General features: G+C 70.2%; 19 protein-coding genes. 12 read left to right on the plus strand and 7 right to left on the minus strand.

All coding sequences use genetic code 11. The features are described 5' to 3' along the window. Positions 1 to 104: 104 nt before the first annotated feature. The 3 genes from TR33_RS10275 to TR33_RS10285 all read left to right on the plus strand — a co-directional run bounded on the left by TR33_RS10275 (position 105) and on the right by TR33_RS10285 (position 3,333). Positions 105 to 1,076 carry an FkbM family methyltransferase gene (locus TR33_RS10275; RefSeq protein ID WP_017535823.1) on the plus strand — a complete coding sequence of 324 codons (972 nt, stop codon included), beginning with the start codon at positions 105 to 107 and terminating at the stop codon, positions 1,074 to 1,076. 160 nt (positions 1,077 to 1,236) lie between these two features. Continuing rightward, positions 1,237 to 2,472 (plus strand): DNA recombination protein RmuC, encoded by a 1,236-nt coding sequence (locus TR33_RS10280; protein WP_017535824.1) that lies wholly within the window; start codon positions 1,237 to 1,239, stop codon positions 2,470 to 2,472. Positions 2,473 to 2,772: 300 nt separating this feature from the next. Then, positions 2,773 to 3,333: a DUF6542 domain-containing protein gene (locus TR33_RS10285; RefSeq protein ID WP_017535825.1), complete on the plus strand. Its 561-nt coding sequence runs from the start codon at positions 2,773 to 2,775 to the stop codon at positions 3,331 to 3,333. Positions 3,334 to 3,352: 19 nt separating this feature from the next. On the opposite strand, the gene TR33_RS10290 is transcribed toward TR33_RS10285, so the two are convergent. The 3 genes from TR33_RS10290 to TR33_RS10300 all read right to left on the minus strand — a co-directional run bounded on the left by TR33_RS10290 (position 3,353) and on the right by TR33_RS10300 (position 5,948). Next, positions 3,353 to 3,601 carry an exodeoxyribonuclease VII small subunit gene (locus tag TR33_RS10290; protein WP_014909480.1) on the minus strand — a complete coding sequence of 83 codons (249 nt, stop codon included), beginning with the start codon at positions 3,599 to 3,601 and terminating at the stop codon, positions 3,353 to 3,355. Between the two features lie 2 nt (positions 3,602 to 3,603). Continuing rightward, positions 3,604 to 5,031, minus strand: a complete 1,428-nt coding sequence (xseA, locus tag TR33_RS10295; RefSeq protein ID WP_081616106.1) for an exodeoxyribonuclease VII large subunit — start codon at positions 5,029 to 5,031, stop codon at positions 3,604 to 3,606. Between the two features lie 260 nt (positions 5,032 to 5,291). Further along, positions 5,292 to 5,948 carry a DUF8129 domain-containing protein gene (locus tag TR33_RS10300; protein WP_020379968.1) on the minus strand — a complete coding sequence of 219 codons (657 nt, stop codon included), beginning with the start codon at positions 5,946 to 5,948 and terminating at the stop codon, positions 5,292 to 5,294. Positions 5,949 to 6,243: 295 nt separating this feature from the next. On the opposite strand from TR33_RS10300, the gene TR33_RS10305 reads away from it, so the two are divergent. Next, positions 6,244 to 7,215: a 4-hydroxy-3-methylbut-2-enyl diphosphate reductase gene (locus tag TR33_RS10305; RefSeq protein WP_187294454.1), complete on the plus strand. Its 972-nt coding sequence runs from the start codon at positions 6,244 to 6,246 to the stop codon at positions 7,213 to 7,215. 72 nt (positions 7,216 to 7,287) lie between these two features. Here TR33_RS10305 and TR33_RS10310 read toward each other — a convergent pair whose 3' ends face one another. Further along, entirely contained in the window at positions 7,288 to 7,857 is a 570-nt protein-coding gene (locus TR33_RS10310; RefSeq protein ID WP_036568433.1) for a DUF4245 domain-containing protein, read from the minus strand. Between the two features lie 221 nt (positions 7,858 to 8,078). Then, positions 8,079 to 8,693, minus strand: a complete 615-nt coding sequence (locus TR33_RS10315) for a TetR/AcrR family transcriptional regulator (protein ID WP_014911597.1) — start codon at positions 8,691 to 8,693, stop codon at positions 8,079 to 8,081. Positions 8,694 to 8,864: 171 nt separating this feature from the next. Here TR33_RS10315 and glpX point away from each other — a divergent pair, with 171 nt between their 5' ends. The 7 genes from glpX to TR33_RS10350 all read left to right on the plus strand — a co-directional run bounded on the left by glpX (position 8,865) and on the right by TR33_RS10350 (position 17,988). After that, the gene (gene glpX, locus TR33_RS10320; RefSeq protein WP_014912764.1) at positions 8,865 to 9,890 is read left to right on the plus strand and encodes a class II fructose-bisphosphatase; all 1,026 of its coding nucleotides are present in this window, start codon (positions 8,865 to 8,867) and stop codon (positions 9,888 to 9,890) included. A 470-nt stretch (positions 9,891 to 10,360) separates the two neighbouring features. Further along, positions 10,361 to 11,875, plus strand: coding sequence for a hypothetical protein (locus TR33_RS27415; protein WP_017535828.1), 1,515 nt, complete (start codon positions 10,361 to 10,363; stop codon positions 11,873 to 11,875). A gap of 539 nt (positions 11,876 to 12,414) precedes the next feature. Beyond that, positions 12,415 to 13,338 carry a lytic polysaccharide monooxygenase auxiliary activity family 9 protein gene (locus TR33_RS10330; RefSeq protein ID WP_017535829.1) on the plus strand — a complete coding sequence of 308 codons (924 nt, stop codon included), beginning with the start codon at positions 12,415 to 12,417 and terminating at the stop codon, positions 13,336 to 13,338. A gap of 320 nt (positions 13,339 to 13,658) precedes the next feature. Next, positions 13,659 to 14,024, plus strand: a complete 366-nt coding sequence (locus TR33_RS10335) for an RNHCP domain-containing protein (protein WP_014912565.1) — start codon at positions 13,659 to 13,661, stop codon at positions 14,022 to 14,024. A gap of 2 nt (positions 14,025 to 14,026) precedes the next feature. Then, the gene (locus TR33_RS10340) at positions 14,027 to 14,458 is read left to right on the plus strand and encodes an RNHCP domain-containing protein (RefSeq protein WP_017535830.1); all 432 of its coding nucleotides are present in this window, start codon (positions 14,027 to 14,029) and stop codon (positions 14,456 to 14,458) included. A gap of 222 nt (positions 14,459 to 14,680) precedes the next feature. Beyond that, entirely contained in the window at positions 14,681 to 16,069 is a 1,389-nt protein-coding gene (locus TR33_RS10345; RefSeq protein WP_014913620.1) for a class II fumarate hydratase, read from the plus strand. A gap of 164 nt (positions 16,070 to 16,233) precedes the next feature. Continuing rightward, positions 16,234 to 17,988, plus strand: coding sequence for a serine/threonine-protein kinase (locus TR33_RS10350; protein WP_026125234.1), 1,755 nt, complete (start codon positions 16,234 to 16,236; stop codon positions 17,986 to 17,988). A gap of 332 nt (positions 17,989 to 18,320) precedes the next feature. On the opposite strand, the gene TR33_RS10355 is transcribed toward TR33_RS10350, so the two are convergent. Beyond that, positions 18,321 to 19,007, minus strand: a complete 687-nt coding sequence (locus tag TR33_RS10355) for an aggregation-promoting factor C-terminal-like domain-containing protein (protein ID WP_014913563.1) — start codon at positions 19,005 to 19,007, stop codon at positions 18,321 to 18,323. 43 nt (positions 19,008 to 19,050) lie between these two features. Next, positions 19,051 to 19,779 carry an aggregation-promoting factor C-terminal-like domain-containing protein gene (locus tag TR33_RS10360; RefSeq protein ID WP_042282883.1) on the minus strand — a complete coding sequence of 243 codons (729 nt, stop codon included), beginning with the start codon at positions 19,777 to 19,779 and terminating at the stop codon, positions 19,051 to 19,053. 414 nt (positions 19,780 to 20,193) lie between these two features. On the opposite strand from TR33_RS10360, the gene TR33_RS10365 reads away from it, so the two are divergent. Then, positions 20,194 to 23,427, plus strand: a complete 3,234-nt coding sequence (locus TR33_RS10365; RefSeq protein ID WP_042282884.1) for an SCO7613 C-terminal domain-containing membrane protein — start codon at positions 20,194 to 20,196, stop codon at positions 23,425 to 23,427. Positions 23,428 to 23,470: the final 43 nt, after the last annotated feature.

Genomic DNA, 23,470 nt, shown 5'->3' on the forward strand with positions numbered 1-23,470 from the left:
GGGAGCGCGCGAAAGACCCGCACCAGGGGTGCACATCGGATGACCTGGCTCTTTTCCGGTCGCCGCCACCACGGCACCGTTCCTTTCCGTGGGGAGAAGACACTATGGTCCACAACCAGTTGCGCGCCCTTGTGCGCCGGTACCCGATCGTCCGTTTCGCCACCCGACGGATCCGTGTCCATCTGCCCAGAAGGCTCGGCGGCCTGGACCCCGCCCGGGTCCCTCCCCGATACCGCCGCTTCACGCTCTCCCTGCCCCGCCCGGAGGAAGAGCGACGGCGCCCTGGCCCGGACCGCCTCGCTCTGCACATGCCCGGTGACCTGACGGTGCCCCGGAGTCTCTCCGAGACCGGACTGGCCGGTCACGAACCCGACAGCGTCGCGAGCTTCATGGCCCTGCTCGACCACACCCGCCCCGGGGCGGTCCTCGACGTCGGCTCCGGCATCGGTGTGTACTCGATCCTCGCGGCCGCCCGTTCCCGCCGCCCCGTCTTCGCCTTCGAACCGACCCCCGAACTCGCCTCCGCCGCGAGGTCGGTCTCCGCCTCGGGGAACCTCGGCTTCACCGTGGTCGACCTGGCCCTGAGCAACCACAACGGGACCGCGCGACTGTCCCGGGCCCCGCACAACGACACGTGCAACCGGATAGTGCACAGCTCGCGTCCGGCTCTGTCCCGTCCGACCGTGCGGACCGCCACCCTGTCGCGGTGGAACGAGACGGCGGCGGTCTTCCCCACGGTGATCAAGATCGACACCGCCGGGAGCGAGCCGGACGTGGTGGCCGGGGGCCTGGAGGTGCTGCGCCGGTACCGTCCCTGGCTGCTGGTGAAGGTCCGGCCCGGCCGAGGGATCGAGGAGAGGTTGATGGCGCTCCTGGATCCCCTGGAGTATCTGTGGTTCCCGGTGACGGGGGATCCCCCCTTCCAGGCACGCGGGGAGATCTCCGGGCGGGCCTCCCCCGCCTCGGGGAGGATGTGGATGTTCACCCCGGAGGAGCCGCCCGAGGAACTGTGGTCCTCGGTGAAATCCTGGCGTGAGGCCCTGCGGTCCTGCGACGCGACCCCTACCGCCCCCTGAGCCGCTCTCCACCCTCTCTTCCTCCGCCTCCGCTCCGCGCGTGACCGACCGGATCCCACCGGCCCCGCAATCGCGACGTCGACGGGGTTCGGGACGCGGACGCGCCCTCGATCCCGCGAGAGGCCCCGCGGGGACCCGAACTGAGAGAACATGGGTCACCATGGACGGCCTCGTACTCGTACTCATGCTTCTCATCGGTCTGGCGATCGGTATCGCGGTGGGGTGGACCCTGGCCCGCGGGCGCGACGCCCAGGCCCGTGCCGACGCCCGGGCCGCGGAGGAACGCGCCGCCTACATGGAGGAACAGCTCGCCGACCGGTTCCGCGCCCTGTCCTCCCAGGTACTGGACCAGACCAACCGGAGCTTCCTCGACCTGGCCGAGGGGCGTCTGCGCGCGGTGGGCGCCGAGGCCGGGGGCGATCTGGACGAACGGCGTCGTGCCGTGGAGCGCATGGTCGAACCGTTGACGGAGACCCTGAACCGGGTCGAGCTCCGTCTGCGGGAGGCCGACGCCGGGCGCGCCGCCGCGCACGCCGAACTGGCCAAACAGGTGGAGCTCGTCCGTGAGGGCTCGGACCGATTGCGCGACCAGACCAGCTCCCTCGTGACGGCGCTGCGGCGTCCCGAGGCTCGGGGGCGATGGGGCGAGCTCCAGTTGCGTCGGGTCGCGGAGCTGGCGGGGATGGACGCGCACTGCGACTTCCAGGAGCAGGCGGTGGCCGGGGCGCACCGGCCGGACATGGTGGTGCGGTTGGCCGGTGGCAAGAACATCGTCGTCGACTCCAAGGTCCCGCTGGCCGCCTACCTCGACGCGGTGGAGGCCGGAGAGGGGCCGGCGGCCGAGGAGCGGCTGCGGGCCCACGCCAAGCATCTGCGCACCCACGTGGACCAGCTCGCCGCCAAGTCCTACTGGGCCTCCTTCACCCCGGCCCCGGAGTTCGTGGTGCTTTTCATCCCCGGTGAGGCCTTCCTCGCTCCGGCCTTGGAGCGCGACGCGGACCTCCTGGAATACGCGATGGGTCGTCGGGTGCACATCGCGACGCCGACGACGTTGATCTCCCTGTTGCGGACGGCCCAGTACGCCTGGCAGCAGGAGGCCCTGAGCGAGAACGCGCGCGAGGTCTTCGACCTGGGCAAACAGCTGCACTCCCGCCTGTCGACGCTGGGCGGTCACGTCGAAGGTCTGGGTCGGGCGCTGACCAGGACGGTGACCGCCTACAACCAGACGGTGGGTTCCCTGGAGAGTCGGGTCCTGGTGACCGCCCGCAGGTTCGGCGAGTTGGGGCTCGTCGACGCGGATCTGGATCGCCTGTCGGGTCTGGAGGACCGTCCCCGCACGGTGGCCGCCCCGGAACTCAGCGAGTCCACACCGAAATTCGCGGAGTCGGACATGTAGGGAGTGGATATATCGAATATGACCAAGTCAGACGGTATTCGGCGTGGAAGTAACGTCCCCGACGACCCGACCTGAAATGAAGTCGGCGGACTTCTCCGGGGAGAGTGACGAAACGCCCAAGGCCGCGAAACCGACCCGAACCAGGTGGGACGATCTCGGCGTCCAAGGGAGGGAAGGCGCGTTGACCCCGGAAGGGGCAAGTGGCCGAAATGGCGACACGTTCCCAGGAAAGACACCCGGAACTTCACAAGAAGTGACACACTAAACACTGTGAGTAACAAACTTGGGAGGCGCACGACCATGCCCCCACGCAGGACGGACGGCCCGGATCCCGGGCAGGCCCCGTACTTCGTGCGGCCCGAGGGTCGCGGCCGGAACGTGTCGAACCCGGCCGCCCCCCGAGGCCGGACCACCACGGCCCGGGCCGGCTCACCCTCGGCCCCTCGACCCCGCCGTACCCGACCGCCCCGCCTGACCGTACGCGGCGGGGTGCTGCTGATCGTCCTGTTCAGTTTCGCGGGCACGATGATCGCCAACCTGACGTCGACCCCGGCCGCGCCCGGTATCGCCTTCACGGTCGCCTGCCTGGCCACCGCCGCCATGGTCCGCCCCGGCGACCTGTTGTCCCTGTCGGTCAGCCCGCCGATCGCCTACTTCGTCGCCGTGGTCGCCGCCGAGAGCGTCCTGGCCGCGGGCAACGACGGCTTCGGACGCATGCTCGTCCTCGGTCTGGCCACCCGGCTCGCCGAGGTCGCCCCCTGGCTGTTCCTGGGAACCGCCCTGGTCCTGGTCATCGCGGTGTTCCGCGGGCTGCCCGGCAATCTCCGCACCCTCGGCGACGAACTCAACGGCCGCAAGTGAGCCGAACGGTCTCGGCCGTTCAGAAGGGCGCGTCGGCCTCCGAAGCCCCTTCCCCGTCACCCCGACGCTCGTCCACGGCCGCCGCCAGTCTGGCCCGGGCCCCCTCCAGCCAGCGCTCGCAGGTGCGCGCCAGCTCCTCGCCGCGCTCCCACAGCGCCAGCGACTCCTGGAGCGTGAGGCCTCCCGACTCCAGCTTGCGGACGACGTTGTTCAGCTCCTCCCGGCTCTCCTCGTAACTCGGTTCCGGGGCCACCTTCTCCTCGGCCATCTCTACTCCCCCTCGGTGATGTTCTCGGTCGTCGTATCGTCGTCGGCCCCGGTCCCGCCGGCCTCAGGCTCCGCCGCCTTCTTGGACGCGGCGGTCTTCTTCGACGCCGCCGCCCTCTTGGACGGGGAGGCCTTCTTCGAGGCCGTCCTCCCCGATCCGCTCTTCGTCGCCCGCCCGGAGGTCCGGGGCTCGCGGGTCTCCGGTTCCTCCTCGGTGGGGCCGTCGAGCGCGTCCACCGAGTCGACGGTGGCGGTCAGGCCGTCCTCGGCGAAGCGCAGGCGCAGGCTCTCCCCCACCGCGGGTTCGGTCGCCGAACGGACCACCGACCCGTCCTCCCTCTGCACGATCGCGTAACCGCGCGCCAAGGTGGTGGCCGGGGACAGGGCGTGCAGGCGGGCCTCGGTGTGCCTCAGCTCGTCGGAGGCCCGGTCCAACGAGATCGTCAGGGAGCGCCGGGCCCGGTCACGTGCCTCAAGGACCTGGTCCATGAGCCGCTCGGTCTCCCGGACCGGATCGGCGAGCACGGGGCGCGAGCGGATTCCGGACAGCCACGTGAACTCCCGGTCCAGGCCGCCCTTGATCACCCGCCGGCCTCGATCGCGCAGTTGGCGGATGATCTCCAGCTGTTCGCCGACGTCGGGCACGACCTTCTTCGCGGCGTCGGTCGGGGTGGAGGCCCGAACGTCGGCGACGTGGTCGAGCAACGGGGTGTCCTGTTCGTGCCCGATGGCGCTCACCACGGGGGTGGCGGCCTCGGCCACGGCCCGCACGAGCGCCTCGTCGGAGAAGGGCAGCAGGTCCTCCATCGAGCCGCCGCCCCGGGCGATGACGATGACGTCGACCTCGGGGTGGGCGTCCAGTTCGCGCAGGGCGTCGATGACCTCTCGGGTGGCCCGGTCCCCCTGGACCGCGACGGGCCGTACCTCGAAACGCACGGCGGGCCAGCGGCGACGACCGTTCTCCAGCACGTCGCGTTCGGCGGCGGAGTCACGACCGCAGACCAGGCCGACGGTGTTGGGCAGGAAGGGCACGGGGCGTTTGCGCTCGGGCGCGAACAGTCCCTCGGCGGTGAGGGTACGGCGCAACTGCTCCAGACGTGCCAGCAGCTCACCGATCCCGACGTGTCGGATCTCCCGGGCACGCAGTGAGAAGGTGCCCTTGAGCTGGTAGAAGTCGGGTTTGGCGTGGACGACGACCCGGTCTCCGGGGCCCGGGGGCGTCCCTTGTCGTCGAAGGACCGAGGTCTCGCAGAGGACCCGGACCGAGGCGTTGGCGATCGGATCGCGCAGGGTCAGGTAGCTCATCCGCCCGCGCGAGTTGAGCTCGGCGATCTGCCCTTCGACCCAGATGGCCCCCAGCCGGTCGATCCAACCACCGACCGCTTGGAGCACGGCCCTCACCGGCTGCGGCGCCTCAGCGGAACTCTCCATACCCATGGCCCAGAGCCTAGGCCAGAGTGAGGACGGTTCAGCGGAGCGCCGTACTCCGACCGGTCGACCTTCCGGGGCCGTCGGCCGTTCCGACCTCCGTCACCGACCCGTTCGGGCTCGCCGTTCCCCCACCGGGCGTCGTGCGGTGGGCTTCGGCCTCCACCGCACGACGCCCTCTCCGGCCACGCGCGGTCGGCGCGCTCCCCGCCCATGGGCGCGCTCGAGCGGGGCGAACATGAGGAAGGGCATGGACCGGAACGCTACTTCTCCTCGTTCTGGAGCTTGGTGATCCGGTTGTCGTACATCTTGATGAACTCGGGGCGGCCCTGGTGGGCGACCTCATAGGCGCGCAGATCGCGGACCTGCTCGATGGTGAGCTTGCGCAGGCGGGCCCTGATCGAGGGGAGCGTGAGCTCGTCGTAGGTGGGGACGGCCAGGTCCTCGGCGGCCGGGGCGGCCTCCTTGCGGACCTTCTCCAGGACCTCGTCGTCGGCGACGGTGGTGTGCGCCTCGGCGGCGGCGAGCTCCTCGGCGAGCTCACGTCCGTCTTCGGGGAGATCGGCGGTGGCCGGGGCGGCGGGCTCGTCCTTGGGCTCCTCCACCAGCGTGGCGGTCTCGGCCTCGGCGGTCTCCTCGGACGTGACCGGGGCGACGGGCTCCTCGACCGGCTTCTCCGCGACGGGGGCGGGGGTCTTCTCGACCGACTCCTCGGCGGGGGCCTTCTCCTCGGCCTTCTTCTCGGCGAGGGCCGGGGGCTTCTCCTCGGACACGGAGGGGGTGTCGACGACCTCCGGAGCCGTCTCCGTGACGGGGGTCTCGTCCTTCTTCTCCGGTTCGGCCTCGACGACCGTCTCCTTACGCCCGAAGATCCCCTTGACCAGGGACATCAGCTTCGTGGTGATAGTCGGATTCGACATAGGGCGGGGGCTCCTGAAGATCTCGGCGGGTGGGCGGGCGGCGCGGCCGGCAAACCGGGCGAGGCCGAGCCGAGGGCGAACCGCCTCATAACAGATGCGATGGTGAACCAGGATAGATGAGGGGGGAACGGCACGAGCGGCGGGCATGTGAACGATTTCGCCACTTCGCGGGCCGACCGGGTACGTTCCGTTGTGACGACGTCACCTTCCCGTGCCCTCCCCGAGAGGCGGGCCCGGATCGATGCCCTACGCCACACCCGGGTCCACGACCCATGATCGCACCTAGGATGTGTTCATGACTGCGATGACGACTGCCACGAACCAACGCCGTGTGCTACTCGCCAACCCCAGGGGTTACTGCGCCGGTGTCGACCGAGCGGTCATCACCGTCGAGAAGGCCCTGGAACAGTACGGCGCCCCCATCTACGTGCGCAAGCAGATCGTGCACAACACGCACGTCGTGCGCACGCTGGAGGAGCGCGGCGCGATCTTCGTCGAGGAGACCGAGGAGGTGCCCGAGGGCGCCATCGTGGTCTTCTCCGCTCACGGCGTCTCCCCCGCCGTCCACGAGCAGGCGGAGAAGCGCAGGTTGAAGACCATCGACGCCACCTGTCCGCTGGTCACCAAGGTCCACAAGGAGGCGAAGCGCTTCGCCTCCGAGGACCGCGACATCATCCTCATCGGCCACATCGGCCACGAGGAGGTCGAGGGCACCAGCGGTGAGGCCCCCGAGCACATCCAGATCGTGGAGAGCCCGGAGGAGGTCGACAAGGTCGAGGTCCGCGACCCGAACAACGTCTCCTGGCTGTCCCAGACCACCTTGTCGGTGGACGAGACCAACCAGACCGTGGACGCGCTCCGTGAGCGTTTCCCGAACCTGCTCGACCCGCCCAGCGACGACATCTGCTACGCCACCTCCAACCGCCAGGACGCCGTCAAGGCCATGGCCCCGGAGTGCGAGCTGGTGATCGTGGTGGGGTCCGACAACTCGTCGAACTCCGTCCGTCTGGTGGAGGTGGCCCTGGACGCCGGCGCCGACGCGTCCTACCTGATCGACAACGCCGGCCTCATGGACGAGGCCTGGCTCGAAGGCGTCACCACCGTCGGTGTCACCAGCGGCGCCTCGGTCCCCGACATCCTGGTCCGCGAGCTGCTCGACAAGCTCGCCGGTCACGGGTACGGCACCGTCACCCCGGTGACGACCGCCGACGAGACCCTGACCTTCTCGCTGCCCAAGGAGCTGCGTCGCGACCTGCGCGCCGAGTGATCCGCACACGTGAAAGGGGCCCCGCCGACCGGGAACGGTCGGCGGGGCCCCTTTCACGTGTGCGGAGGCGGTTCAGGCGTCGTCCTCGGACTCGTCGGCCCCGGAGTCCTCGTCCTCGGGAACGGGGAAGCTCTCCAGGTGTTCGGCGAGGATCGCGAACTCGTCCACGGAGGTGCTGCCGGAGATCACCAGGGTCCGCTCGTCGTCGCTCAGGACGAGGGCGCCCCAGTCGTCGGAGTCCAGGTGCTCCCATTCCTGATCACCGACCATGACGGTGCCCACCGGCTCGGCGTCCTTGGCCCGGCTCTCGACCACCGTGTCGCGGTCGGCGTCGCTCTGGGTCAGCATCGCGTGGCTGTCCCGGGGGGTGGCGAACCCGATGCTCCACTCGACGGGGCCCGTCGTGTCCAGCGTGGAACTGGTGGGGATCCACCCTTCCGGAAGCTCGTCGGAGGGCGCCGTCACCGGATAGTCGGCCGCCTGTCGCAGCACTTCGATGTCCGGGCGGTAGTCCACGGTGGGGATGTTCTCACCCGAGCGCGCGGAGACCACGAACGACATGACCAGCAGGATGCCGACCACGACCCCGAGGGAGATGGCGTAGTTCTTGAAAGTGGCGTTGGCCCGGCTGTACTCACTCATGACATGACCAGCTTGCCGCAGGTCCGGGGCCACTTCGACCCGGGGTCGGGTTAGTCGGCGTTCGCCGAGGCCCCGATCGTGTCCCGATCCGTGTCCGTTCGCCCGGTGAACGGGCGGTGGCGGGGCGGGGACGACCTCGTGAGCTCTTCGGTGTGACACCTCTCCCACCGGCCGCGCCCGCCGGGCGGAGGATCCCGGCGGGTCGGGGGAGCCGTCGTCGCTCAGTCGCCGTCGGGGCGCCGTCGCGATTCCAGAAGGCTCAGCAGTCCGGTGATGTCGTCGGCGAGCTCGTGGGCGTCCTGGTCGTCGCGGCGCACCACCTCGGCGACGGCCAGCAGCATCGAACCGCTGACCACGATCAGGAGCGCCTCGTCGACCGGTTCGTCCGCCTTGCGGAAGAGCGCCACGTTGCGGTCGGTCCACTGGGTGAGCCGGTCCCGCAACTGGTGGTCGAACCCGGGAGGCCCGTCTCCACTGAAGAAGAGGCGGGCGGTGTCCCGTTCCTCGATGCATCCGAGCAGATAGGCGTGGGCCGCGATGTTCATCAGCCGTGTGGGATCGCTCTCACCCCGGGCCCTGGCGTCCTTGACCGCCTGGTGGGTGCGTTCCTGCTGGCGTTGCTGGAACTCCTCGTACAGGGCGAGGTAGAGATCCGCCTTACCCGTGAAGTGGTGGTAGAGACTGCCCACGCTGGCCCCGGCGAGCGAGACGACCTCGCTCACCCCGGCCTTCGCGAACCCCACCGTACGGAACACTTGGGCCGCCGCCCGCAGCAGGGCACTGCGGGTGGCCGCACCACGCGGGGACACCCGCGCGGGCTTGTCCGTCTTGTCCACTGTCACGCCCTCACTCCTGTCCGAGTTCCCGCCAGCGTAGACCGTCCCGCCCCGTCCGGAGCCGATCGTCCTCGTTCCGACGCGGCCCACCCGTGACGACCGCAGGTCACTTGGGGTGACTACCCTAAGACGTGAACCCCACCCTGTTCCCTGACGGAAGGTGTCACGTCCATGTCGCAGTCCAGTAGCCCGTCCGCGCAGCAGTCGGCGCCCGACCGTAACCTCGCGCTGGAACTGGTCCGCGTCACCGAGACCGCCGCGCTCGCCGCGGCCCGCTGGGTCGGCAAGGGCGACAAGATCGGCGCGGACGGCGCCGCGGTGCGCGGTATGCGCCACATGATCAGCACCGTGTCGATGAACGGCACCGTGGTGATCGGCGAGGGCGAGAAGGACAACGCCCCCATGCTCTACAACGGCGAGCTCGTCGGTGACGGCGGCGGCCACGACTGGGACGTCGCGGTCGACCCGATCGACGGCACCACCCTGACCGCCATGGGCATGCCCAACGCCATCGCCGTCATCGCGATGAGCCCGCGCAACACCATGTTCGACCCGTCCGCGGTGTTCTACATGGAGAAGCTGGCCACCGGCCCCGAGGCCGCCGACGTGGTGGACATCGCCGCTCCGGTCGCCGACAACATCCAGGCCGTGGCCCGCGCCAAGGGCAAGTCGCCCCAGGACGTCACGGTCGTCATCCTGGACCGGCCCCGCCACAAGCAGCTCGTGCAGGACGTGCGGGACGCGGGCGCCCGGATCAAGTTCATCAGCGACGGCGACGTGGCCGGAGCGATCATGGCGGCCCGGCCCAACACCGGTGTGGACCTGATGCTGGGCATCGGCGGCACGCCCGAGGGCATCATCACGGCCTGTGCGATGAAGTGTCTGGGCGGCGTCATCCAGGGTCGCCTGTGGCCCAAGGACGACGAGGAGCGCCGCAAGGCCATCGAGGCCGGTCACGACCTGGACCGTGTGCTCTACACCGACGACCTGGTCTCCTCGGACGACGTGTTCTTCGCGGCGACGGGCATCACGGAGGGCGAGCTGGTGGGCGGTGTCCGCTACGAGTCCACCGGGGTCATCACCGACTCCCTGGTCATGCGGGGCCGCAGCGGCACCGTGCGCCAGGTCCGCAGCGAGCACCGTCTGAGCAAGCTGTCCGCCTACAGCGGGGTCGACCTCACCTCCGCTCCGGAGTAGGACCCGCCTCTCCCGCGCGTCCGGCCACCGGTGTCCGTAGCCCCTCGACCAGGGGCCACGGACGTACCGGTGGCCTCTTCGTTCTCAGGCCTCCTACGGCTCACATGTCGGATTCGGAACCTCTCGTGCCCCGCCGGCGTCACACAGGTCACCGGCCGAGCCGCCGGCCGTCTGTCTCGAACACCCGCGTCGGAGGTCCGATGTCCTACCCTGATCCCCCGCAGCAGCCCCAGTGGCAGCCGCCGCAGCAACCCGGGCAGGCGTACCCTCCGCCTCAGGGCCCCGCCGGAGGGGCCCCGCAGCACCCCGGGTTCGCCGCTCCCCAGGGGCCCGGTCCCTACGCCGGTGGCCCGGGTACGCCCATGGGGCCGGGCGGTCCCGGCGCCCCCATGGGTCCCGGTGGCCCGGGTGCCCCCATGGGTCCCGGTGGCCCGGGTGCCCCCATGGGTCCCGGTGGTCCCGGGGCTCCGATGGGTCCCGGTCAGCCTCCCTACGGCGGTCACTTCCAGGGAGCACCGGTTCCGCCCCCCGAAGGCGGTGGTCGTCGTCGCAAGTGGCTGATCCCCACGGCGGCGGGCGTGGCCGTGGTCCTGATGGGCGGCACCGTCTGGGCCGCCATGTCCCTGGCCGACTTCAAGGGCCCCCAGCCCGAGTCGGTCCTTCCGGGGAACTCGGCCGCGTTCGCCAAGGTCGACCTCGACATCAACGGCTCCCAGGCCGTCGACCTGCTGCGCTTCGTCGACAAGCTCCCGGACGAGATCTCCGACGAGATCGGTGAGTTCGACGAGGACGACACCGAGAGCCCCTTCGCCGAGCTGTTCTCCGACACCTACGACCTGGATCAGGCCTCGGTCGAGGAGTGGATCGGTCGGAAGGCGGGTGTGGCGGCCTGGAACACCGATGACACGAACGCCGGGGACTCCGACGGGATGGCCTTCGCCATCGCTCTGGGGGTGGAGGACACCGGCGCGGCCGACGCGCAGTTCAACGAGCTTCGGGAGAGCCACGACGTCCATCACCGCCTGGTCGACGACTTCGTGGTCTTCACCGACTCCGAGGCCGCGCTCGCCGACTACGACGAGCAGATGTCGATCAACGGCGACCTGGAGAGCGACGAGACCTTCAAGGGTGACGTGGACACCACCCCCAAGGGCAGCATCGCCCTGGCCTGGGCCGACCTGGGCGCCATGCCGGACAGCGCGGACCTCGGCAACGAGCTGGCCCCCGAGCTCGGCTCCGACGCCTCGGTGAGCGGCCGGATGACGGCCTCCTTCCGTGTCGACAACGACTACCTCGAAGCCCGGATGGACGTGCTCGGGCTGGAGGTCGAGGGCGCCGACACCGATTGGCTGGCCGTCGGCTCCGGTGGAAGCCTGGAGGCGATGAGCGGTCTGCCCGGCGGCTCCGTCATGGCCTTCGGTGGCAGCGGGCTGGACGAGATGTTGAGCCTGGCCTGGGAGAACGACGAGTTCCCCGGTCTGGACGGGGACGAGCTCCGGGAGATGGAGTCGGACATGGCCTCCGTCGGGGCTCCGCTGCCGGACGGGTTCACCAGCCTGCTCGGCACCTCCTCGGCCTTCGGCGTGGCCGACCTCGACATGAACTCCCTGATCGGTTCGTACGGTTCCTCGGAGCCCTCGTTCATCTTCCGGGCCGTGGGCGCCGACGAGGACGTCTGGAACGAGCTCCTCGGCGACGTCTCCAGCCCGTACTCGACCGCCCCGACCGTGGGGTCCGACGGTGACGCGGTGACGCTCAGCAACGGGAGCATCGGCGGGGGCACCCTGGCCGAGGACCAGGTCTTCCAGCAGACGATGGCCGGTATGGACGACGCCGTGATCGCGGGCTTCGTGGACCTGCGACAGCTCACGAGCGGCCAGGTCTCGGCCCCCGATCAGTGGGGGGCCGTGGGCATGGGGATGACCGTCGCCGACGGTGGCGAGCACATCATGGTCGAACTGCGGTGGGCGCCCAGCGGGGGCTGACCGGCGTAAGGGTTCGCACGGCGGCGCGGAAGGGGGCCCCCTTCCGCGCCGCCGTCGTCGTGGGGGCCGTCCGGTGGGCGGCCCCTCGTCCTTTTCGAAGCGCGCGGGACCGCTCCGCCCTCGTTCGTCCTTTTCCATGAAAATCGCCCTCGCGCATGACAAAGGAACGAGGCTTCACGACAAAAGGCGATAACGCTTTCCGGGAGCCTCGGAGCATAAAGCGGACACGGAGGGTGAAGACGTTTTCTCATGGATCGGTCCTGTTCGGCAGGGTGATCCACCATCAACCGAAAACAAACCTTACTGTTGCCTGGATCACTCGTCAACCCCGCAGGCCACGGCCTTTTATTCCAGGAAACCTTCCCTTTCACCAACATCTCTGTAATAGTCACCACCCATACCTTTCGGGCGGGCTGGAACCCCCGTGGGCCCCGTGCCACCGGGCTGCCCGAAAGGTCGTCCCTCCAGCCCGGACGACCGCGCGGGTTCGCGACCCGCGCGGTGCCCCCGCTTGTCCATGACTTGAGGAGAACCCCCTGATGAGGTTCGGACGACTCGCACGCTCCGCCGCCGTCCTGGCCGCCGTTCCGGTGGCCGTCACCGGTCTGGCCGTCACCCCGGCCGCCGCCCACGGCACCCTCGGCGACCCGATCAGCCGGATCGCCGCCTGCTACGCCGAAGGCCCCGAGACCCCGCAGTCCGAGATGTGCGTCCGGCTCGTCGAGGAGAACGGCACCCAGCCTCTCTACGACTGGCACGAGGTCAACCTCGCCAACGCCGACGGACGCCACCGGGAGATCATCCCCGACGGCCAGCTGTGCAGCGCGGGCCGGGACAAGTACTCGGCCCTGGACAACCCCGGCGACTGGGCGAGCACCGCCGTCACCCCGTTGCCCTCCGGAGCCGACTACACCTTCGAGTACACCGCCGCCGTCCCCCACGCCGGCTACATCGAGTACTACGTGACCACCGACGACTGGGACCCGAGCACCCCGCTCACCTGGGACGAGCTGGAGCCGGAGCCCTTCGCGATCGACGACCAGCCGGTCGCCGAGAACGGCACCTACACGATGACCGCCCGCCTGCCCGAGAAGAGCGGTGAGCACCTGATCTACACGATCTGGCAGCGCACCGACAGCCCCGAGGCGTTCTACACCTGCTCCGACGTCACCTTCGGAGGCACGAACGCCACCGTGATGCCGGCGGCGCAGACCGAGGCCTTCGACGTGGACCTCACGGCCTACGAGGACCTCGACCACGACCACGCCGCGACCACCGCCGACTCCGAGGACGCGGGGACCGCCGACACGGCCTCCGACGGACACGGCGCCCACGCCGCCGGTGAGGAGGCCCTCGCCTCCACCGGTACCGCCGTCACCGCCCTGTTCGCCACCGCCATCGCGCTGATGGCCGCGGGGGCCGGCGCGCTGCACCTGTCCCGTAGGCGTCGAGGCCTCGTCTGATCCGAGGCGCTCCCTCGGTGTCGGTCGATCCCGACACCCTCGCGGCCCCGTTCACGGACTCGTTCCGGAACGGGGCCGCGCTCCGTCCCCCGGAAAACCCGTTGCCCCGGTCTCCGCTCCCCGGCTACCGTCGAACGGTCGGACCACGAACATCAGGACAGGTGGGTATGCCCCGGAACGCGCCGAGCGCGCCTCATGACAACACGGTCCTCCGCCCGTCCCGGACCCTCCGGATCGGCTGAACGGAGCACCGTCCTCCGTCGAGTCCCGCTCGGCGCTCTTGCTGATGAACCTCTCATCCTTCGGCAAGGAGTCTCCGGGTGTCCAACACCGACCCCACCTTCGGCATCGCCGACACGTCCACCTTCACCTGTCTACGCTGTGGCACCTCCGTCTCCGTCCTCTCCCCGGACGGGGCGGAACGCGACCACTGCCCGAGCTGTCTGACCGGCCGCCACGTCCACGAACGGCGCTCGGGCGGACGCTCCGACTGCGGTGGCCCCATGGGGCCGATCGCCGTCGTCTCCGATCACGATCGTTGGCGGCTCGTCCATCGTTGTGCCCACTGTGACGGGCTCTCCGAAGGGGACGTCGCCTCCGACGACAACCGTCTCGTACTCATGCGCATCGCCGTACGGCCACTGGCGGAACCGCCGTTCCCGCTCGAACTCCTCGGGGAGGTGTGAGCGTGGGCCGACGTTCCGACCGGGGAGGAAGGCGCCCTCAGCGTCCCAAGACCTCCCTGCGTTCTCACGGGGATCGGGGCCGTCGTCACGGACCGACCGCGGAGTCCTTCCGCTGTCTGGAGTGCCGACTCGACGTGTCCACACGCGCGCCGGGGACCGCGCATCGCAACCACTGTCCGAACTGTCTGACCAGCCGTCATGTGGACGGCCGGCTCCCCGGGGATCGGTCGGCCGGTTGCGGTGGCCGTATGACGGCCGTGGGGATGACGGCGCGCTCGGACGGCGAGTGGATGCTGGTCCATCGCTGCGTCTCGTGCGGTGGGCTCGGCACCAACCGGGTCGCCGGGGACGACAACGTCCGGGCCCTGGTCCGGTTGGCGGTGCGACCGCTGTCCGATCCGGCTCTGACCCGGTCTCTTCTGACGCGTCTGTGAGATCTCGCGGGCCCGCTCCTCGGGGCGGGCCCGCCCGTCCGCCGAGAGCGCGCGAGCGGGCGGGGATCGCGGCCGTTCGTCGAGGTCCCACGTCCGGGGGGAGGGACGCGCTCACACGCCGACATGACGTGCGCAACACCGTGAAGGCCGGGTGAGGTGCGATGTGCTCTCGTGCGTCTGGCAGGCTTTAGTCACAGGTTTTCCCAGGAGAGTTGGGTTGCAATGAGTGAGTTCCGTATCGAGCACGATTCGATGGGTGAGGTCAAGGTCCCGGCGTCGGCCAAGTGGCGGGCCCAGACCCAGCGTGCCGTCGAGAACTTCCCGATCTCGGGCCAGGGGCTGGAGAACGCCCACATCGCCGCCCTCGGCCAGATCAAGGCCGCCGCGGCCAAGGTCAACGCCGAACTCGGCGTGATCTCCGACGAGCTCGGCGAGGCCGTGCGCGAGGCCGCCCTCGAGGTGGCCGAAGGCAAGTGGAACGACGAGTTCCCGATCGACGTCTTCCAGACCGGTTCGGGCACCTCCAGCAACATGAACACCAACGAGGTCGTGGCCACGGTCGCCAAGGAGCGCACCGGCCTGGACGTTCACCCGAACGACCACGTCAACGCCTCCCAGTCGTCCAACGACGTGTTCCCGTCCTCCATCCACATCGCCGCCACCTCGGCCGTGCAGAACGAGCTGATCCCGGCGCTGCGGCACCTGGAGGGGGAACTCACCCGCAAGTCGGTCGAGTTCGCCTCCATCGTCAAGAGCGGCCGCACGCACCTGATGGACGCCACCCCGGTCACCCTGGGTCAGGAGTTCGCCGGGTTCGCCGCCCAGGTCCGCTACGGTGTCGAGCGTCTCGAGGCCGTCCTGCCGCGCGTGGCCGAGCTGCCCCTCGGCGGTACCGCCGTCGGCACCGGCATCAACACCCCTGAGGGCTTCTCCGCCCGGGTCATCGCCGAGATCGCCGCCAACACCGGCCTGCCGCTGACCGAGGCCCGCGACCACTTCGAGGCGCAGGGCGCCCGCGACGGTCTGGTCGAGCTCTCCGGTCAGCTCCGGACCATCGCCGTCGGCTTCTGCAAGATCGCCAACGACATCCGCTGGATGGGCTCGGGCCCGACCACCGGCCTGTCCGAGATCTTCCTGCCCGACCTACAGCCGGGCTCCTCGATCATGCCGGGCAAGGTCAACCCGGTGCTGTGCGAGGCCATGCTCCAGGTCTCCTCCCAGGTCGTCGGCAACGACGCCGCGGTGGCCTTCGGCGGTGCCTCGGGCAACTTCGAGCTCAACGTCCAGCTGCCGATGATCGCCCGCAACGTGCTGGAGTCGATCCGTCTGCTGGCCAACGTCTCGACGGTCTTCGCCGACCGCTGTGTGTCGGGGATCGTGGCCAACGAGGAGCAGTGCCGCGTCTACGCGGAGTCCTCCCCGTCCATCGTCACCCCGCTCAACCGCTACATCGGCTACGAGGAGGCCGCCAAGGTCGCCAAGCAGTCGCTGGCCGAGAAGAAGACCATCCGCGAGGTGGTCGTCGAGCGTGGTTACATCGAGGACGGCAAGCTCACCGAGGAGCAGCTCGACGCCGCCCTCGACGTCCTGAAGATGACCAACTCCCGGTAGGTCGTCCACGGACTCCTCTTGGGGCGCCCCGCGCACGCGGGGTGCCCCCTGCTGTGTACCGGTTCGGTTCCGTCCTCTTGTCCGCGGGAACCTTTCGCCGGTCGGGCACATCGGACATCCTTGCCAGAACACCCAGCACAGAGCCCGCTTCGAGAGGGCGACAGATGTCGAGTTACAGCGAACGCCCCATCGCCGACCGTTACGTGCTCCGCCGAGAGCTCGGACGCGGTGGCATGGGCATTGTCTGGGAGGCGCACGACACCGCCCTTGACCGCGTCGTGGCGATCAAACAGGTGCTCCTCCCCGGCCACTTCACCGACGCCGAGCGCGACGACGCGCACGCTCGTGTGCGTCGAGAGGCCCGCTCCGCGGCGCGGGTCTCCCACCCCACGGTCATCACCATCCACGACGTCTTCGACTACGAGAACAACCCCTGGGTCGTGATGGAGCTCGTGGAGGGCGGTTCCCTCCAGGACCTGTTGGCCCGAGAGGGCACGCTCCCCCCGGAACGGGTCGCCGACATCGCCGAGTCCCTGTTGAAGGCGGTGCGAGCGGCGAACAACGCGGGCGTCCTGCACCGTGACATCAAGCCCGGCAACATCATGATGTCCTCCGATGGCAGGGTCATCCTCACCGACTTCGGCATCGCCACGATCGAGGGCGGGCCGAGCATCACGCGGACCGGCGCCCTGATCGGTTCCCCCGAGTACATGCCCCCCGAGCGCCTGGAGGGCGGACCGGCCGAACACCGGGGCGACCTGTGGAGCATCGGTGTGACCCTGTACTCGGCGGTGGAGGGATCGTCCCCCTTCCACCGGGACTCCATCACGGCGGCGATCGCCGCGGTGATCTCCGCCCCGCTGCCCCCGATGACGAGGGCCGGATGGCTGGAGCCGGTGATCTCGGGTCTGCTGGAACGCGACCCCGACCGCAGACTCACCGTGGAGCGGGCACTGGAGCTGCTCGAGCGGTGCCGTGCCGGTGGCGGGTCCAGTGGGCCGACCGGCGCCATGGCGGCCGGGGGTTTCGGTCATGTCGAATCCCCCACGCCCCATCCCTCTCTCCATGCCCCCAGCGGCGGCCACCCCGGTGGCGCCGGGTACTACGCCCAGGGCCCCTACCCCGGAGCCGGCGGCGCGGGTCACATGGGCGGCCCTCCACCGGTCGGCCACCGTTCCGCGGGCCACCCCTCCGGTCCGGTCCCGAGGCGTCGCTCCTCCAAGGGTCCGTTGATCGCCCTGCTCTCCATCGCCGCCGCGGCCCTGCTGATGGTGATGGGTCTCGGTGTCATCGGAGTGCTCGTCGGGGGCGAAGAGGCCGGTGGCGACCTCTCCGCGGAGGACACCATCGCGCCCCGGGAGCGTGACGGCGGTGGTGAGCAGGACGCGCCCATCGAGATCGAGGGGACCCCGCCCCAGTACGACGACGACGATCTCCAGCCCTACACCTCCGACTGGTTCTCGATCTCCTACCCCGGCGGGTGGACGGTCACCAACGAGGCGATCGACGAGCCCTTCGCGACCTTCGTCGCCCCGGGCATGGAGCACCAGATCACGGTGGAGGGCTGGGAGGAGACGGAGTTCACCGGGACCGGCGCCGAATTCCTGGACCAGAGCCGCGCCGGCACCGACATCGACGGTGAACAGACCCGGGACTACGAGGTCCTCGACACCGAGGACTTCGACCGGGAGGACTTCTCCGACGGCCTGGCCGGGCTGGACGTGGCCTACGTCGAGGCCGACCTGGTGAACGACACCTGGAACGATCCCGAACGCCGTTTCTGGGCCTACGCGGCCGTCGAGGAGCGTGGAGACCACCGGATGTTCTACCTCGTCACGGTCAACGTGCCGCGTTCCGAGGAGGGGGACTTCGACAACATCCCCGAGGACATCATCGAGACCTTCTCCCCGGTCCGCTGACCTTCCCTCGAACGGGGAACGGCCCCGTGCGGAGTGATTCCGCACGGGGCCGTTCGTGTTCGGTCCTCCTACGAGGATCCGGGGGTCGTGACCGGTACTAGGGAGTGTTTTCTGGGTGCTTTCGTTCGGCATCGGCGGAGCCGATCCGTGGCGAGCGGCAGCCGGGCGATCTCTCGCCAGACGACGAGCGAAGGTGCCCCTACTGTGCCCTGCTACGCAGGCTCCGCAGGATCGCACAGCGGGGGCCCGCCCGGGTTTGGCTGTCCGAGTGATGTCGGCGCCGCGAGAGGAAGCCCGGCCACGCGAGCGCGGAATGATCCAAAAAACACGACCTAGTACCAGCCGACGGACTGGGAGTGGGCCCAGGCGTCACAGGGGGTGCCGTAGCGCCCCTTGATGTAGTCGATGCCCCAGGCGATCTGCGTGGCGGGGTTGGTCTGCCAGTCGGAGCCGTGCGTGGCCATCTTGCTGCCGGGAAGCGACTGCGGGATGCCGTAGGCACCGGAGCTCGGGTTCTGGGCCGAGGGGTTCCAGTTGCTCTCCTTCTCCCACAGCGGCTCGAGGCAGCCGGAGAACTGGTCCTCGCCCCAACCCTGATCGAGCACCATCTGCAACGCGATGCCCTTGGGGTCGCCGCTGGGCGGGGGCGTGGTGGACCCCCCGTCCTCGTCGGACTCCTCCTCTTCCTCCTCCTCTTCCTCCTGGATCGAGCTTCCGGTGGCGGAGGTGCTGAGCACCCCTCCACCTCGAGCCGAGTCACGCTGTTCCTGGGCCTGGGCGCGCAGGTCCGCGAGCTCGTCCTCGCTCAACTCCTCGGAGGCGAAGAAATCTTCGTCACCGTCTCGGATCTCCGTGTCGGTGGCGGGTTCCTCGGACGTGGGGACGGTGGCCGCGTTGGTGGCGGCGTCCGGGTCCAGACCGTCGTCCGCGAAGGCGGAGACGGCGAACGTCGCGCCGGCGACCAGGGTCGCCGCACCGACCACTGCGGTACTGCGCAGCGACATACGGTTGAGTAGCACGTTTGCCTTTCCCAAAAGGGGGTTTAGGGCAGGGAAAAACCTATTAATACCAGCCGACGGACTGCGAGTGTGACCAAGCACCGCAAGGGGTCCCATAACGCCCCTTGATGTAGTCGATGCCCCAGGCGATCTGCGTGGCCGGATTGGTCTGCCAATCAGAGCCGTGGGAGGCCATCTTGCTGCCGGGAAGCGACTGCGGGATGCCGTAGGCACCGGAGCTCGGGTTCTGGGCCGAGGCGTTCCAGTTGCTCTCCTTCTCCCACAGCGGTTCCAGGCATCCGTAGAACTGGTCGGAGTCCCACCCCTGGTCGAGCACCATCTGCAACGCGATCTCCTTCGCGGAGCCGGAGGGGACCGAACCGCCCGAGGAGGAACCGGAGGGAGCCGACGAGGCGGTGGAGGGGCTCTCGGCGGGCTCGGGATCCGGTTCCGGGTCGGGCTCGGGTTCCGGCTCGGCGATCCCGCTCCCCGTGCCGCTTCCCGACGACGCCGCGGCCGCGACCGCCGCGCCGGAGCGCTCCCTGGCCTCCTCACGTCGGTCCTCGCGGTCCCGCTCGTCCTGTGGAGAGGGGCTCGCGAAGAAGTCGTCCGAGAGGTCCACCGCCTCGGGGCTCTGGAGGTCCGGGAGGGCCGCCGTGGAGGCCGCCCTCTCCGGGTCGAGGCCGTCGTCGTCGGTCTGCGCGAAGGCGGAGACCGTGAACATGCCGCCCGCGACCAGCGCGGCGGCACCGACGGCGCTCATCCGGCGCCAGGAGATGCGGTTGAGTAGCAAGATCGCCCTTTCACGTTGACACACGCGTGTCCCGCTCGGGGGAGTTCGCGTGGTGTGGGTCGCCGCGTCGGACCGCGTGGCCCTCGACGACCTGCCGTGGAGGGGACGGTTTCGACCGTTCGACCGACCACGGGGTGGGGCACCCACACGGGAGGGGGTTGCTCGGTGCAGCGCATTCAGCCTGCACCATCGTCACGGTAAAGTAACGCCGTTTTTACCGTGTCCTGAATCACATTACGGAATGTACGGTTATTTCACCGCTCTGACCTGCGAAGAGGCACGAAGGGTCAAGGGGTGATCATGTCCGGACAGGTCTGTGTCACGTCTCTCCCCCGGAGTGATCCCGGGCCGCGTCCGCCGTCTGAGTACCCGTACGGATGTGCCCGCACGGGCGGGACGCCCAGGATGAACCGTATGAACGCCGAAGGAACCCCGTGGCCGCCCGGGGCGGGTCCCCAGTGTCCCGACTGCCGTATCGCCCTCGCGCCCTCGGCCCACGCCTGCCCGCACTGCGCGCTCTCCCTCGTAGGGCCCACGGCGCAGCGTCTGTGGTGGATCGACGCGGAACTGGTCTCGCTGGACCGACGCCGAGGCACCCTCCTCGCCGAACGCCCCCGTGTCCTGGAGCGACTGCGCCGGGAATCGTCCGTCGGAGCCGAGGCGGCACGCTCCTCGGAGCGGCCCCTTCCGTCCGAGGCCCCCGCCATGGGGCTCTCCCCCGTCCCGCAGGGGCCACCGCCGATGCCCGGAGGCGCCCCGTCCGGCGGTCGCGTCCGCGACTCGGCCCAGAACGTCATCCTCGGGCTCGGAGCCCTCCTCATCGGTGTCGCGGCGCTCGTCTTCGTCGTCTGGAACTGGAGCACGATGGGGACCGGGGCCCGGGCCACCGTGCTCGGAGCCATCACCCTGGCCTTCGCCCTCCCCGCCCCGCCGCTGTACCGGCGCGGCCTGCGCTCCACCGCCGAGACCTTCGGCATCGTGGCCGCCGGCCTGCTCTGCCTGGACGCGTTGGCCCTGTGGTTCCACACCGACGGCCTCATCAACACCGCCGGTTACACGGCCGCCGCCCTCGCGGTGATCGGCTCGCTCCTGGCGCTCTACCGACGGCTCGTCCCCCTTCGCTCCCCGTCGGTGCTGATCGCCCTGTTCGCCCAGCCGATCCCGCTCCTCCTGGTGCTGGCCCTGCCCGTCGACACCTCCTCGTCCCCGGCCTGGATCCTCGCCTCGATCTCCGCCACCGCGCTCGCCGACACCGTCGTGCTGCGCCTCCTCGGTCCCGCACACCCGGGGGCACCGCTCCGCACTCTGCGCGCGGCCGCCATCGCGATGTGGACGCTCACCCTTCTCATGGTCGTCCCGACTCTGGCCCTGCTCACCTTCGAACGGTTCGACCCCTGGCACGGGTGGGGCCTCGTGGCGGCCCTGCTCCCGGCCGGGGCGGCCGTCCTTCTCCTGGCCCGACCGAGAACGGAGCCCGCCTCCCCCCTCTCCTGGCACCTACCTGCGGGCCTGGCCACTCTGACCCTGGTCCCCCTCGCCGCGGGACCGCCGATCCTTCCGGCCCTGCCCCGAACGATCTCCTCCCCCGGAGGCCTGTCCCTCTCCGACATGGCCGAGCCCGCCGTCGTACTCTCCTTCGGAGACCGGGCGGTCGACCTCCTGCCCCCGGCGAGCCTGCCCCACCTGATCGCGATCCCGGTGGCCGCGCTCCTGGCCCTGGGCGTGCTGTGGAGCACGCACCGACGGGCCCTGCCCGTCCTCGCCGTACTCCTGGCCCCCGTGACCCTCCTGCCCCTCCCCCTGTTGGCGGGGGCCTCCCAGTCCGTGGTCGCGGTGGGGGCGGCGGTGCTCGGCGGTGGACTGATGCTGCTGTCCGCCGTACTGCCCGGCCGGTCCGGCCTCGTCGCGCCGATTACCGGCGCCCTGACCCTGGTGGCGGGCCTCGTCTGGGCCCTGCCCGAGGGGTACACGACCCTCACCGTCCTGGTGATCGTCGCCCTCACCGCGATGATCTGCGCCCTCGGAGCGCGTCGATACGCCGGACGCCGCCCCCACTCGGTGCCCTCTCTGCTTCTGGGAACCGCCCTGACCTGGGGTACGGCCCTGGTCATGGGCCTCGTCCACCTGATCGGGATCCGGATCGAGGCCGGCCGGGCTCCGGACCAGTGGTGGCTTCTGGGGGCCGTACTCGTCCTTCTCTCCGCGACCGTCCTCGTCCTCGCCGGAGCCCCGCTCCGCGCCGCCCCCTCCTCGAAGGCCGAGGGGTCCGGGCGACGCGACGTGTTCGAAGTCGTCGGGCTGGCCCTGCTGACGTCGCTCCCCCTGGTGGTCGGGCCGCCCGGCGCCCCCGTCGTGGCCTTCCTCTCCCGCTCCTTCCCGCTCTACGGGGCACCGGTCGAGGCCCTGACCCGCCCGGCCCACGAGTTCGTGGGGCTCCCCGACTCCACGGCGGCGGGTCCGGCCGTGGCCCTCGGAGCGTTGATCTCCGGCGCGGTGGCCCTGCTCGTGGTCGCGCTGGTGTACCGGAGGCCGCTGCTCCGGGCCGCCGCGCTGCTCGCCCCGGGTGTCCTCGTCCCGTTGCCCTTCGCTCTGGGGCTGCCCTTCGTGGTCGCCCTGGTGTGGACCCTGCTGGTCGGATCGGTGTCGATGATCTGCGCCGGGCCGATCCGCCGGGTCGGGGTAGCCCTGGTGCCGTGGACCGCCGGCGCCTTCACCCTGCTGCTCGCGACGAGTTGGGCCCTGTCGGAGCGTTACTCCACCGTGGGGGTTCTGTTGGTGGTCGCGGTCACCGCCTCCGTGTCCGCCGCACTCGCCCGTACCCGGGCGATCGCCGTCGCCTCCACCGCCACGGCGACCTTCGCCACCGGGGCCTTCGCCTTCGGCCTACTCCTGACCTTGGACGTATCGGTCGAATACGCGGCCTTCGGTCCGCTCCTGGTGGTCGCCGCCTTCGTCGCCGCGGCCCCGCGCCTGGCCTCCCCTCTCTTGGAGTCGACCGAGATCCCCGCCGCCGTGTGGGCGGCGCTCGCCCTCGGCACGGCCCTCGTCTTCGGCACCCGCCCCGAGGTGATGGCGACCTCCCTGGCGGTGGTCGGCGTGCTGGCCCTGGCCCGCGCCCTCCACCCCGACCGCCGATGGACGGCCGCGGTCGGCGGGATCCTGATGCTCTGCGCGCTGTGGACCGTGCTGTACGCCTGGGACGTCTCCGTTCCCGAGGCGTACACGGTCCCTCCGGCGCTCGCCTTCGTGGCCATCGGCCACGAATGGTCGCGCCGCGCCGAGAGGCCCGTGTCGAGCCTCCTGACCCACGGCGGCGGGCTCGTCCTGCTCCTTTTGCCCACGGTGCTGTCGGCTCTCGACGGCGATGGGATGGAATGGCGGGTGCCCGCGGCCCTGGCCGTCGGCCTGGCCATGGCCCTGTGGGGCATGCGCGCCCGGCTGCTCGCTCCCCTGCTGATCGGAGCGACCGGGGTGTTCCTCGTCTCGCTGCGCGCCTTCGGCCCTCCGCTGTGGGATCTGACCCGGGCGATGCCCAACTGGGTGCCGATCGCCGTGATCGGTCTACTACTGCTCTTCGTCGGAGCACGTTACGAGGCCGGGCTGAACCGGCTGCGCCGGGCCGGGCACTACCTCGGACGCCTCCGCTGACAAGGGGCGTGGCCCCTCCACCGGCGGGGTGGAGGGGCCACGT

Origin of the sequence: Nocardiopsis alba, assembly GCF_000710955.1 — a bacterium.
Taxonomy (GTDB): domain Bacteria; phylum Actinomycetota; class Actinomycetes; order Streptosporangiales; family Streptosporangiaceae; genus Nocardiopsis; species Nocardiopsis alba.

Coding starts and splice junctions, on each gene's coding strand:
- TR33_RS10275 (WP_017535823.1), top strand. CDS start 105: ATGGTCCACAACCAGTTGCGCGCCCTTGTGCGCCGGTACCCGATCGTC.
- TR33_RS10280 (WP_017535824.1), top strand. CDS start 1,237: ATGGACGGCCTCGTACTCGTACTCATGCTTCTCATCGGTCTGGCGATC.
- TR33_RS10285 (WP_017535825.1), top strand. CDS start 2,773: ATGCCCCCACGCAGGACGGACGGCCCGGATCCCGGGCAGGCCCCGTAC.
- TR33_RS10290 (WP_014909480.1), bottom strand. CDS start 3,601: ATGGCCGAGGAGAAGGTGGCCCCGGAACCGAGTTACGAGGAGAGCCGG.
- xseA (WP_081616106.1), bottom strand. CDS start 5,031: ATGGAGAGTTCCGCTGAGGCGCCGCAGCCGGTGAGGGCCGTGCTCCAA.
- TR33_RS10300 (WP_020379968.1), bottom strand. CDS start 5,948: ATGTCGAATCCGACTATCACCACGAAGCTGATGTCCCTGGTCAAGGGG.
- TR33_RS10305 (WP_187294454.1), top strand. CDS start 6,244: ATGACTGCGATGACGACTGCCACGAACCAACGCCGTGTGCTACTCGCC.
- TR33_RS10310 (WP_036568433.1), bottom strand. CDS start 7,857: ATGAGTGAGTACAGCCGGGCCAACGCCACTTTCAAGAACTACGCCATC.
- glpX (WP_014912764.1), top strand. CDS start 8,865: ATGTCGCAGTCCAGTAGCCCGTCCGCGCAGCAGTCGGCGCCCGACCGT.
- TR33_RS27415 (WP_017535828.1), top strand. CDS start 10,361: ATGGGTCCCGGTCAGCCTCCCTACGGCGGTCACTTCCAGGGAGCACCG.
- TR33_RS10330 (WP_017535829.1), top strand. CDS start 12,415: ATGAGGTTCGGACGACTCGCACGCTCCGCCGCCGTCCTGGCCGCCGTT.
- TR33_RS10345 (WP_014913620.1), top strand. CDS start 14,681: ATGAGTGAGTTCCGTATCGAGCACGATTCGATGGGTGAGGTCAAGGTC.
- TR33_RS10350 (WP_026125234.1), top strand. CDS start 16,234: ATGTCGAGTTACAGCGAACGCCCCATCGCCGACCGTTACGTGCTCCGC.
- TR33_RS10365 (WP_042282884.1), top strand. CDS start 20,194: ATGAACGCCGAAGGAACCCCGTGGCCGCCCGGGGCGGGTCCCCAGTGT.